This is a genomic window from Sphingobium wenxiniae (assembly GCF_007830065.1).
GTDB lineage: Bacteria > Pseudomonadota > Alphaproteobacteria > Sphingomonadales > Sphingomonadaceae > Sphingobium > Sphingobium wenxiniae.
On the sequence record NZ_VLKK01000007.1, the window covers coordinates 36,874 to 48,649 of the forward strand.

At 62.3% G+C, this 11,776-nt stretch carries 13 protein-coding genes; 7 read left to right on the forward strand and 6 right to left on the reverse strand.

The features are described from left to right. Nucleotides 1–91 precede the first annotated feature (91 nt). Genes IQ35_RS10720 through IQ35_RS10740 form a run of 5 tightly spaced genes read left to right on the forward strand, consistent with a single transcriptional unit; the run spans nt 92 to nt 2,928 of the window. Complete coding sequence (locus IQ35_RS10720) at nt 92–340, forward strand: hypothetical protein (RefSeq protein ID WP_145073419.1); 249 nt, start codon at nt 92–94, stop codon at nt 338–340. Then, nucleotides 340–999 (forward strand): hypothetical protein, encoded by a 660-nt coding sequence (locus tag IQ35_RS10725; protein ID WP_145073685.1) that lies wholly within the window; start codon nt 340–342, stop codon nt 997–999. The genes IQ35_RS10720 and IQ35_RS10725 overlap by 1 nt, the downstream gene beginning before the upstream one ends. Beyond that, nucleotides 996–1,685, forward strand: coding sequence for a hypothetical protein (locus IQ35_RS10730; protein ID WP_145073422.1), 690 nt, complete (start codon nt 996–998; stop codon nt 1,683–1,685). Before IQ35_RS10725 ends, IQ35_RS10730 begins: the two co-directional genes overlap by 4 nt. Beyond that, nucleotides 1,682–1,981 (forward strand): helix-turn-helix domain-containing protein, encoded by a 300-nt coding sequence (locus IQ35_RS21905; protein ID WP_145073425.1) that lies wholly within the window; start codon nt 1,682–1,684, stop codon nt 1,979–1,981. Before IQ35_RS10730 ends, IQ35_RS21905 begins: the two co-directional genes overlap by 4 nt. After that, entirely contained in the window at nt 1,867–2,928 is a 1,062-nt protein-coding gene (locus tag IQ35_RS10740; RefSeq protein ID WP_145073428.1) for a tyrosine-type recombinase/integrase, read from the forward strand. The genes IQ35_RS21905 and IQ35_RS10740 overlap by 115 nt, the downstream gene beginning before the upstream one ends. 200 nt (nt 2,929–3,128) lie before the next feature. Here the strand turns inward: IQ35_RS10740 and IQ35_RS10745 are convergent, their stop codons facing one another. Then, on the reverse strand, nt 3,129–4,298 hold the full coding sequence (locus tag IQ35_RS10745; RefSeq protein WP_145073432.1) for a 6-hydroxymethylpterin diphosphokinase MptE-like protein: 1,170 nt from the start codon (nt 4,296–4,298) through the stop codon (nt 3,129–3,131). A gap of 124 nt (nt 4,299–4,422) precedes the next feature. Between IQ35_RS10745 and IQ35_RS10750 the strand changes: the two genes are divergently transcribed. Beyond that, on the forward strand, nt 4,423–5,139 hold the full coding sequence (locus IQ35_RS10750; RefSeq protein WP_021245072.1) for an acylneuraminate cytidylyltransferase family protein: 717 nt from the start codon (nt 4,423–4,425) through the stop codon (nt 5,137–5,139). Between the two features lie 15 nt (nt 5,140–5,154). Here the strand turns inward: IQ35_RS10750 and IQ35_RS10755 are convergent, their stop codons facing one another. The 4 genes from IQ35_RS10755 to IQ35_RS10770 form a co-directional block, all read right to left on the reverse strand. Next, nucleotides 5,155–6,198, reverse strand: a complete 1,044-nt coding sequence (locus tag IQ35_RS10755; RefSeq protein WP_145073435.1) for a winged helix DNA-binding protein — start codon at nt 6,196–6,198, stop codon at nt 5,155–5,157. A 204-nt stretch (nt 6,199–6,402) separates the two neighbouring features. Continuing rightward, entirely contained in the window at nt 6,403–7,254 is an 852-nt protein-coding gene (locus tag IQ35_RS10760) for a D-amino-acid transaminase (protein ID WP_145073438.1), read from the reverse strand. A gap of 185 nt (nt 7,255–7,439) precedes the next feature. After that, on the reverse strand, nt 7,440–9,212 hold the full coding sequence (recQ, locus tag IQ35_RS10765) for a DNA helicase RecQ (RefSeq protein ID WP_145073441.1): 1,773 nt from the start codon (nt 9,210–9,212) through the stop codon (nt 7,440–7,442). A gap of 10 nt (nt 9,213–9,222) precedes the next feature. Then, nucleotides 9,223–9,543, reverse strand: a complete 321-nt coding sequence (locus IQ35_RS10770; RefSeq protein WP_145073444.1) for a hypothetical protein — start codon at nt 9,541–9,543, stop codon at nt 9,223–9,225. A gap of 37 nt (nt 9,544–9,580) precedes the next feature. On the opposite strand from IQ35_RS10770, the gene IQ35_RS10775 reads away from it, so the two are divergent. Further along, a complete protein-coding gene (locus IQ35_RS10775; protein WP_145073447.1) occupies nt 9,581–10,708 on the forward strand; it encodes a serine hydrolase domain-containing protein in 1,128 nt (375 codons plus the stop codon). Here the strand turns inward: IQ35_RS10775 and IQ35_RS10780 are convergent. After that, entirely contained in the window at nt 10,705–11,502 is a 798-nt protein-coding gene (locus tag IQ35_RS10780) for a PhzF family phenazine biosynthesis protein (RefSeq protein WP_145073450.1), read from the reverse strand. The two genes, IQ35_RS10775 and IQ35_RS10780, sit on opposite strands and share 4 nt — an antisense overlap. Between the last annotated feature and the right edge of the window lie 274 nt (nt 11,503–11,776).

The window sequence follows — 11,776 nt, forward strand, 5'->3', positions numbered from 1 at the left end:
CCCTGATCCGCGCTCTGTTCATCATCGCCGCCCTGCTGGCGATCCCCTTCATCATCGCATGGGCGCTCGCCAACGCCCAGGGAGAACGCCGGTGAATCACAAACTCTCCCTCAATGACCACAAGGCGCTGTCCTACCTCGCAGAAGAAGGGCCACATCTGACCTGCCGGGTCGCTTACGCCTGCGGCATGACGTTCATCCGCCGCCGAACCCCGGCTGCGGCCTATACCATGCTCCGGCGACTGGAACGCTGGGGCTATGTCGAAAAGCCAGCAACGACACCCGGCGGCTACGCCTTGTGGAGGATCACTGACGCGGGCCGAAATGCGGTGCAGCCGTGATGATTCCTCGCATCCTTGTCGCTTGCGAATTTTCGGGCACGATCCGGGACGCCTTTTTGGCGCGAGGCTATGATGCATGGTCATGTGACCTGCTGCCGGATGAAAAGCGCAGCAACCGTCATATCACCGGCGATGCCCGCGATTATCTGGATGACGGCTGGGATTTGCTGATCGTCGCTCACCCGCCCTGCACTCGACTGTGCAACAGCGGTATGCGCTGGCTGACGACGCCGCCACCGGGCCGCACCATTGCGGATATGTGGGCCGAACTGGACGAGGGCGCGGCACTGTTCTCCGACTTCTGGAACGCGCCAATCGAGCGCATCGCCGTCGAGAACCCGATCATGCACCGGCACGCAAAGCAGCGCATCATTAATTATCGGGAGTTCAGCCAGTCGGTGCAGCCTTGGCAATTCGGCCATCCCGAATTCAAACGCACCTGTCTATGGCTCAAGAACCTTCCGGCGCTGGTCGACACTGACCGGCTAGTCCCGCCAGCCAGAGGGACTGACGAGCATAAGCGCTGGTCGCGGGTCCATCGGATGCCCGGAAATGCAAAACAGGCAAAAGAGCGCCCGCGGTTCTTCCCCGGCATTGCCGCCGCGATGGCCGATCAATGGGGCACCGCAGCACTTCAAGAGATGAGGATTGCGGCATGAGTGGCGAACTCACCTCGCGCCCGAAGGGCAGCACCCGCCATCCTTGGGATTGGTATGTGGAGGAAAAATGGGTGACTCACCGCCTGATCGACATGCTCGATCTGGAAAGCGGCATCACCTATCTCGATCCTTTCTGTGGCCAGCTTCATATCCCGGAGGCGCTGGCCGAACGCGGCTTCAGCGCCTTTGGGACCGACCTGTTCGACCGTCGCATCGATCATCGTCAGTTTCTCGGCCGCCATGACTTTCTTGGCGACCAGCTCCATTTGCTGGAAGCATCGGATCGCCTGTCTATCGTTATGAACCCGCCCTTTTCCTTTCAGGATGGACGCTTGGTGCGTGGCCTGGCCGAAAAATGCATTCGCCGCGCCATGACGATCGCCACCCACAAGGTGTGCGCCCTGTTGCCGGTCAAATGGCTGTCCAGCGAAGGCCGCTATCGTCTGTTTAGTCACCTGACGCCCGCGAGCATCTGGATATTGTCCGAACGGCCTTCCATGCCCCCCGGCGACGTCATCGCCCAGCTGGGCGACGATGCATTCGAAAATGGCAAGATCGACTATATGTGGATCGTGTGGGACATGCAGCGCGCGCCCATGCTCGATGCCGGGGGCCGACCCTTCGCCCCGACCTACTGGATACCGCCGCGTAAAAAAGAGTTGGTCGCCAAGAGGCTCGCGGCGTGAAACCGCCGATCCTCCTGACACCCGAAGAGGCGGCGCAACGCTTGCATGTGAGCGACAAGACCTTGCGTCGCCTGCGCCAGCAGGGCCATATTCGTTACGTCGCCATAACGCAGCGCAAGATTCGTTACCGCCCTGAGGATTGCGACGCCTATGTGGCGAGCCGCGTCCGCGAGGATCATCAATGTCCGTCTACAAGCCGAAAAAATCAGCGGTCTACCTCTACGACTTCCAACATCGTGGTCGCAGATTTCACGGCTCGACGGGCCAGAAAACGAAACGCGCGGCCGAAACGGTAGAAAGCCAGAAGCGCGTCGAGGCAGTTCTAAATCTCAAACCGAAGCCGGTCATCTCGCTCGATAAGATCGCCGGGATCTACGAAGAAAAGCTGCGCCGTCAGGGCCGTTGGGACAGGTCCACCGAAGGGTGGCTTGATTCCCTCATCAATGCGCTCGGCCCCAATGCTTTCATCAGCGATATCAGCCAAGTCGCGATCGGCGACTATTTCCGACACCGCGCTGCCCTCGTCTCCGGCGCCAGCGTCAATCGGGAAATCGATGTCGCGCGCGCCCTGTGGCGCTTTGCCGATCGCGCCAAATACGACATCGGTGAAATGCCGGATTGGGGCAGTATGCGCTATGCGGAGCGTGACAACGACCCGCGCGAACTTCAGTTCGCAGAAGAAGACAAGCTGCTGGATGCGATCAGGGAGGATTATCACCCCTTCGTCAAATTCGCGCTGCTCTCAGGCTGGCGCGTCAGCGAAGTCCGCACCTTGCTTTGGTCCGATCTGGATTTCCCATCAAAGATCGCATGGCGGACAGTGAAGGGCGGCAACCGCGTGAAGCGCCCGTTGACCACTGAGATGATCGCGCTGATCGCGACTCAGCAACAGGTGTGCGCGCAGGTATTCACCTACGTGGCCGCCTCGAGCCGCCAGAAGCGCCGGAAAGGGCAACGCTACCCCATTTCCAAGGATGGATGGCGCAAGGTCTGGAAAGCCGCCCTGGACGAGGCTGGGATCGAGGATTTCCGGTTCCACGATCTGCGCCACACGCGCGGCACGCGTATCCTGCGGCGCACCGGGAATCTGGCCGCCGCGCAAAAGGCGCTGGGCCACAAGCATATCCGCACGACGCTGCGCTATGCCCATGCTTTTGACGACGATGTCCGCAATGCCCTGGAAGCGTCGGAGTCCCGAACTATTCCCGAAGTCCCGAACACAGGTCAGAAGAAAACAGCGTGATTTCAACGCCGTAACTCATCCACGTAGTTTCTGTGTAAACGAGACGCTCTACCAACTGAGCTAATCGCCCCCGTGGGGGTGTGCGCGGGTTACAGGCGTTAAGGCTGGTTGGTCAAGAGAACTTTCGCGCGCCGAACGGGAAACATCCCGCGCGCCTCGGAACGGAGAGTTCCGAACGCGCCCTTGGCGCAAACAATGCTCTATCGCTTGTCGTCGGCCACCATCGCGGTCCCAATGGATTGCCTGATCTTGTCCAGATTTTTCAGGGCTTTCATATGCTCGGCGCGTTCCACTGCGCTATCCCAATCCTCGAACAGTTTGAAGGAGGAAAAGTAAGCGCTGAAGATTTCCGCATAAGGTTTGAGCCGGTAACCGCCTAGCTCATCCAAGGCCGTGATATATCGGCCCTTTGCATTGGTGGACAGAAAGCAAACCCAATCCCTGCGGACAAAGGAAGGTTCTACCGAAAAAGTGGAGTCTGCCTTGAAAGCCGCCGATCCATCATCGATATCGAAGATCACCCTGCCATTCTTGTGACGAATGACCTTTCTGGAACGTTCGTGGACAATGCGGTATCCGCCGTCGACTGCTTCCACCTTTGTAATATGTCCATCGACCACGATGAAGCGTCCGTCTACCACCCCGTCATATGCCTTGCGAACGGCATTTGGCTTTACCCTCTCAAGCGAGACCTTCTCTAGGGCCGCTACCACGCCGCCCGGGGAAGCGTTGAAAACCTTCACGTTCCTGCGTGCGGCTAATTGCGCGCTTTTTTCATGAAGATGGAACAGCCTTGAAGGAAGAGCTGCCTGATAGTTCGCTTCATGTCCTGTGATATGAGTAGAAGGGAAGCTTGCCACGGCCCCATCGAGGCCGAGGACATATATCTCCTTCATCCCAAGATAGCAGGCAAATGGAATAACCAGGTCCGTTATGACAGAACCGGAAAAATTTACAGTCGCAAAGCGATTATCAAAATCAGAAATTTTAAGAACGCTTGTTTGTAAGCCGGTATTGTAATCGATATAATCTACATCAGCGTAATGGTTTATATCGTTCATCTGTTCGCCACGGCGTTCGGATATCTGCTTTACCGTAATGACTTTGACATCTGATTTGGACCAGTTCTCATAATCGAAACGCCGATTGTCAACGACACAAATTACGTCGGGCTTGAAGTCCGTCCGAAGAATGAAGTTCGTACCGATAACAAATTCATCTCCTAAGCCTGCAGGATCGATTTTTTCCAAACTCGGCCCCATGCCGAGCACGAAGCAGCGTTTCGTGGACTTGATTTTATTCGCCAATGCCGGATCGAAGTTGAAGCGCTTTATTCTTTTTTCAATCGGGTCATCATAGGAAGGGAACATCTAAACCTGTCTCCGATGGGCGAGGTTGGGCATATAGATGGGCCAATGCCCTTTTGAAAGCGGCCTGTTGCGCGTCCATGCGTGAAAGGACTAACAGCGGCAAGACAGGAATGGTCGTCCGGAGGTGGTTTTGGGATATATAGGTTTTCTACCGGCCCGAGCGGGCAGCGAGCGGGTGAAGAATAAGAATACCCGTCCCTTCGCCGGTCTGGACGGCGGTCTGTTGGAATTGAAACTCCGGCAATTGCACAAGGTTGGCAGGTTGGATGAGATCATCGTCTCTTCCAACGATCCCATAGTGCTCGATTATGCCCGGCAGTTCGCAGCGGAAGTGGACGACCGGGTCGTCGCGCTTGAGCGTCCCGACCAATATGGGGTCAGCGCCACCTCGATGGAGCGGTTCATCGCTGACTATATCGCTCATTTGCGCGATAACGGAACCATATTCTGGACCCACGTCACCCATCCTTTCGCGACGAGTCGGATTTACGAAGAGGCAATCGACGCCTATGAGCAGGCATTGACGGAGGGGTATGACAGCCTTGTCAGCGCGACCCGGATACAGAAATTTCTGTGGCGCGACGGAAGGCCGTTCAACTATGACAACTCGGCTGAAAAGTGGCCGCGCAGCCAGGATCTTCCCCCTGTATGGGAGATCAATCATGCGATCTACATTATGCCGTTCGAGGTGATGCGCTCAGCCGGAGATCGCATAACGGACAAATCCTGCTTCTTCCCCATGGAAGAAGGGGCCTCGATGGACATTGATTGGGAAGATCAATTCCACCTGATGGATGAAATCGCGCAGGCCCGGATCGCGCGCGGACTCTCATTGATTTAAGACCGCGCAGCCGCTTCATACGGGGTCAATCAAGGAACCGCTTCTTCCTTCATAGCTTAGAAATCTTCGGCTGGCGCTGAACCATTCGGTCAAGGCGGCGGCGGCATTGTCAGCCAAGGCGATGAAAATGCGGCGGCCGTCGTGGGGATCGGCCTGCCGTTGCAGCAGCCCTTTTTCCGTGAGCGTGCGAATCCAGCGGAGTGCGGTGGTGGGCGGCACGGCCGATGCGATGCACAGGCTGGACACCGATACGCGTTCCTGCTCCAGCCGCGCGGCGAACAGATCGAGCAGCATGTCCCATGCCGGATCGGCGAACAGGTCCCCCGGCAGGAACTCGTCGCGCAGGCGGCGGGCGCGAAGCAGGTCGCGCACCTGCTGGGCCGTGACGTGTTCCTTGCCGTCAAGACCCGCCGATTCTCCGCCCAGGGGCGCGAGCACGGGCATTCCGACATAGTCGCTCGGCCGATCGGAAATGCGGGGGCCCAGCTCGAAGGACGGCGCAGCCTGGGGCCGCCTCTGGGTCAGCGATTCCAATGTGCGGGCGATGCGGCTGACTTCATCGCTCAGCTTTTGCAGGCGGATGCCGTCGCTATCGCTGCTGATGTCGTGGACGCACTGGACCGCCTCCGCGCTTTCTCCGGCGGTGAGGAGGGCGGCGGCCAGATCGGTTTCGTCAGGCTGGCACAACAACTGGGTGCGATCATTGCGGGTGCAGGCATAGGCAAGGTCGACGGTATCGAGGCCCGCGACGAGGATGACGGGAATCTCCCGCTGGATGGCAAAGGTTTCCACCTGAACCAGCAGCCGTTCCAAGATCGGACTGGGCTTGTCGCAAAACAGCAGGATGATGTCGCAGCCGAGCTGGATGTCGAGCCGGTACGGCCCATCCTCCAGCCCGATCACCTCCAGCAGGCGCAACCCCGCGGAATCGGCGACGGCCGCGATGCCATCCGTTCCCGCCATATCGGTCAAAACCAGCAGGCCCGGACGGTCATCCCTTTTCCCGAAAGACAAGGGTAGGATCCCCTCTTCTTTGCCGTAGGGAAAATCGATGGTCATGTGACTGCTCCCGTGCTTGTTATGTTCTCATTCTATCGCAATGTCTGGCTAAGGTAGCCCCATCTTTTCTCCAATGTGGAGGGAAAGGCGATCATGCGCCCGACAGGGTCTGCATGGGCCGATCACGCAACCCGCATTTGCCGAATTCTCCGCTGTGCGCGGTTCGGTATTTCCCTCCAGATCGGATGCTTTTTCCTATTCGCTCTAGGAAGCGGTGCGGCGGGCAACGTCGATATAAAGTTCGCGCAGCCGCATCGCGACCGGGCCGGGTAGCCCCGAACCGATGGTCCGGCCGTCGATCCGCACGACCGAATGGCAAAGCGTCGATGCGCTGGTGATAAAGGCTTCGCGCGCACCTAGCGCCTCTTCTACGGTGAAGGGGCGTCGGACGACCCTGAGGCCGCTTTCCTCCGCAAGCGCGGTGAGCGCCGCGCCGGTGCAGCCTGCCAGTACGGCTTGGGAGTAGGGGCGCGTGACGATGCCTTCATCGGTCAGGATGAAGGCGGTGGAAGAAGCGCCTTCGGTGACGAAGCCGTCCTCCACCATCCATGCCTCCTGCGCGCCGGCGGCCTTGGCGGCCTGCTTCGCCATCGCCTGCGCGAGGAGCATGACGCTTTTGATATCGCGCCGTTTCCAGCGCAGGTCGGGCATGGTCGCGACCGAGATGCCGGTGCGGACGGCGGGGACGTCGAGGAAGGGCTTGTCCTGCACGAACATGACCAGCGTAGGCTGGATCGTGGCGGAGGGCAGGAAATCGCGGGCTGCGTCCGCGCCGCGCGTAAGCTGGAGATAGACCAGACCCTCGCCAAGGCTGTTGCGGGCGACGAGATCCTTCTGCACCGCCTCGATTTCCGCCGGGGAGATCGGAAGGGAAATGCCGATTTCCCCAGCCGAACGTTCCAGCCGGGCCAGATGCGCGGCGCTGTCGACGAGATGGCCGTCTATCACGGCGGCGACTTCATAGATGCCGTCGGCAAACAGGAAACCGCGATCGAGCACGGAAACTTGAGCTTGCTCCAAGGCAAGGAGCTGGCCGTTCAGATAGGCGACGGACATGGAAGGCGATGGTCCTTTCGGGGTTTTTCAGGATAGGGCGATGTTGCCGTTTCGCCGTTGCGGGTCAAGGGCCTGTCCCATGCTTGGCGTCGCATATGTCGCAGGATAAACCCCTTTTGTTGCGATGGCTGCTTTCGGCCATTTGCGGTCATCAAGTCGGAGCGTTTGCCGAGGATATAGTCGCTTCAAAGATAAGGGCGGATCGCGGCGAGGAAGGCGTCGCCATAGGCGTCGAGCTTGCGCTGGCCGATGCCGCTGATGCGGCCGAGTTCGGCAAGGGTCGTGGGGCGCTGTTCCGCCATTTCGCGCAAGGTGGAATCGTGGAAGACGACATAGGGCGGTACCCCCGCCTCCTGCGCCAGTTTGCGGCGGCAGGCGCGCAGGGCGTCGAACAGCGGATCGCCCACGGGGTTGGCTTCGCTGCCGGTGCGGGCGTTGCGCTTGCGCCGTTCGCGGCGCGGAGGGAGAACGATGCGGACCTCTTCCTCGCCGCGCAATATGGGGCGGGCGTTGGGGCCGAGCATCAGGCCGCCATGCTCGGTGATTTCGAGCGCGTCGCGGACCAACAAGGCGCGGGAGACGGGGCGGAGGAGCGCCGTCTCATCCGCGTCGACGATGCCGTAGACGGAGATCTTGTCATGGCCGCGCTCGCGGATGCGGTCGGTGGTCGCGCCGGTCAGGACCGATTCGATATGGCCCGCACCGAAGCTCTGGCCGGTGCGATAGACGGCGGAGAGGAATTTCTGCGCGGTCTGCGTGGCGTCGATGCTGGCGGGCGGGCTCATGCAATTGTCGCAATTGCCACAGGTCGCGGGCGGGCTTTCGCCGAAATGGCGGAGCAATATGGCGCGGCGGCAGGTGCCGGTTTCGACCAGCGCGCCGAGCGCCGCGATGCGGGCGCGCTCGCCTTGCTGACGGGTGGGATCGAGTTCGGCGATGCGCTGGCGGGCGCGGGCGAAATCCTCCGCGCCCCAATAGAGATGCGCCTGCGCTGGTTCGCCGTCGCGGCCTGCGCGGCCCGATTCCTGATAATAGCCCTCGATCGATTTGGGCAGGCCCGCATGGGCGACGAAGCGCACGTCGGGCTTGTCGATGCCCATGCCGAAGGCGATGGTGGCAACCATCACCATGTCCTCGCTGGCGATGAAGGCGGCCTGGTTGGCGGCGCGGACCTGCGGGTCGAGGCCAGCGTGATAGACGCGGACGGGGCGGCCGGTCCTGGCGAGGCCGTCGGCCAGCTTCTCCGTCGCGGCGCGGGTGGGCGCATAGACGATGCCGGGGCCGGGATTGGCGGCGGCGAGGTCGGCAAGCTGGCGCGGCAGGCCGTCGCGGGGGTGGACGGCGTAGCGGATATTGGGCCGGTCGAAACCCGCGATGATCATGCCTTCGCGCGGGATGCCGAGTTGGACGAGGATGTCTTCCCGCGTGTGCGCGTCGGCGGTGGCGGTGAGCGCGAGGCGGGGGACGTGCGCGAACTCGTCCAGCAGCGGGCGCAGCAGGCGGTAGTCGGGGCGGAAATCATGGCCCCATTCGGAGACGCAATGCGCTTCGTCTATGGCGAAGAGCGCGATCCTTGCGGAGCGCAGGAGGGTGCGGAAGCCCTCACCGCTCGCGCGTTCGGGGGCGACGTAAAGGAGGTCGAGGTCTCCGCTGCGCAGGCGGTCCTGCGTTTCGCGCCAGTCGGCATCGACGCTAGTGAGGCTGGCCGCGCGGATGCCGACCGCCTGCGCCGCGCGAAGCTGGTCGTGCATGAGGGCGATCAGCGGCGAGATGACGACGCAGCATCCCTCCAGCGCCACGGACGGCAATTGATAGCAGAGCGACTTGCCCGCACCGGTCGGCATGATGGCGAGGGTCGCCTGCCCCTCCATGACGCGGCCCACCACCTGTTCCTGCACCCCGCGAAAGCCGGGGAAACCAAATATGTCGTGCAGCAACGTAGGAATATCGGGGCGCATGGGGCCTGCCTTAACGCACGGGATCGAGCAGGCAACCCCAGCCCGGCCGGTAGCGCGCCGTGCGCGAGGCGATGAGCGGCACGCTGGCGCTGACGGCGCGCGCATCGGGATGGTCGCTGAGCGAGACCATGGCCATGCCGGGTTCCTTGTCGCCTTGACAATTCGGCATGTCGCGCCCCTCGACATAACGGCAGGAGCAGGCGACCCGCGCGCCATAAGCCGCACCCAGCGCCCCGCGCGCGTTCAGGGCCCGCCAGTTCCACGCCAGCAGCGCGAGCAGCAGCACGACCAGCGCGGTCAGCCCATAAAACCATGTGCGGCGTGCGGACATGCTCCCCTTTCCGAAAACGCGTGCTAAGGCGCGGCTTATGAAGCTCCATCGGATCAGCGTAAAGCGCCTTGGCGCGGGGGTGGCTCTTTTGTCCGTTCTGGGCGCGACGGGGGCCTGGGCCGTGCATGCACAAAATGCCGCCGTGTCGGTCTATAGCGTGGCGAGCGACGGCGATGTGGGTGAGGATGCGATCCGCGCTGCGATCGATCCGCTGTTCGAGGATGGCGCTATGGGCGACACCCGCGTGCTGGTGGTGATGCACCGGGGGCGGATCGTCGCGGAACGCTATGCGCCGGGATTCGGGGCGGAGACGAAGCTCCTGTCCTGGTCCATCGCCAAGAGCGTGACGGCGGTGCTGGTGGGCCTGATGGTGTCGGACGGGCGGCTGGGCCTCGATTCGCCGGTGCCGGTCGAGGCATGGGGCCAGCCGGGCGATCCGCGCGGACGGATCACGCTGCGGCAGCTGCTGACGATGACCTCCGGCCTCGACCATGTGGAGGAGACGAAGCCGGTCGAGCGGGGCGACACCGCCCGGATGCTCTTCACTGACGGGGCGCAGGATATGGCCGCCTATGCCGAGGCGAAGCCGCTCGCCCATGCGCCGGGCTCGACCTTCTCCTACAGCACGGGCAGCACGACGATATTGGCGGAACTGATGGCGCGGATGCTGACGAACAGCCGCGACCCCGACGCGCGGCGGCGGGCGATGCAGACGTTCATCGACGGCAGGCTGAAGACGCCCGCGCGGCTTGAGAGCCTGACGATGGAATATGACGCGGCGGGGACCATGATCGGCGGCAGCTTCCTGCACATGACGGGGCGGGATTATGCGCGCTTTGGGGAATTGCTCCGCAACCGGGGGCGCTCGCCCAACGGGCACCAGATCGTGCCGGAGAAATGGATCGACTTCATGCGGCGGCCTTCGCCGCGCAACCCGGCCTATGGGGCACATCTGTGGCGCAACCGGGCGAGCGGGGAAAGCGCGCTGATGCCAGGGATCGCGCCTGACAGCTTGTTCGGCTGCGTCGGGCATAACGGGCAATATATCCTCGTGTCGCCGGGGCAGAAACTGACCGTGGTGCGGATCGGTATGTCGCCGCGCAAGGAACAGCGCGAGGCGTTGAAGGAGGGGCTGGCGAGGCTGATGGCGCTGTTTCCGGGTTAAGGGAAAAAGCGACCCTCTATCATCGTGCGGCATGCGCCGGTCAGGATCACCCGGTCGCCCTCCAGCGCGCAGCCAATGCGGCCGCCGCGCGCCGACGCCTGATAAGCGCTGATCCGCTTGCGGCCCAGCCGCTCCGCCCAGAAGGGGGTGAGCAGGCCATGCGCCGATCCGGTCACGGGGTCTTCATCCACGCCGCCACCGGGGACAAAGACGCGGCTGACGATGTCGCTGTCCCCATCCGGTCCCGCGCCCGCTGCCGTGGCGATTAGCATGATGTCGCCCAGCGCCTTGAGCCGCGCGAAATCGGGGGAGAGCGCCCGGACGGCGGCGGCATCGGGGAAGAGGAACAGGCTGTAACCTTCCTCGCGCCAGTGGCTTTCGAGCGGCGCGCCGCCAAGGCCCGCCGCGAGATCGGGGAGCGGGCGCGGTTCCATGGTCCACGCCGGCAGCGACAGCGCATAACCCTCCTCCGCCCGCGACACGGTGAGTATGCCGGCATGGCGCGTGCGGAAGCGGACGCTGTCCCGCTCCATCAGCACATGGCCGCTCGCCAGCGTGGCATGGCCGCATAGCTTCACCTCGACCGCCGGGGTGAACCAGCGCAGCGCATAATCGGCATCCGGATCGTCGGGCGTGGGCACGGTGAAGGCGGTTTCGGACAGGTTGTTTTCCGCGGCGATAGCTTGCAGCACATCGTCGGCAAGCCATTGGCCGAGCGGCATCACCGCGGCGGGATTGCCGGTGAAGGGCGCATCGGCAAAGGCATCGACCTGAACGAAGGGCAGGCTGGTCATGGGGTTTCTCCTTGCCGTGCCCGTTTGCCCGGTTGGCGCGACAGGGGACAGGGCCGCCCGTCAGGGATTGGCGTTTCCCAGGGTACGTGGAGAAAACCTGATGCGAGATGGGCGGAGAGCGGACTATCCGCCATTCCCACATCCGTTCGTCCTGAGTAGCCCCTGAGCTTGTCGAAAGGGCGTATCGAAGGACATAGGGCACGCTTGACCCTTCGATACGGGTCCTCGACTTCGCTCAGCCCCTACCCAGGAAGAACGGATGTTGATGTTTCGG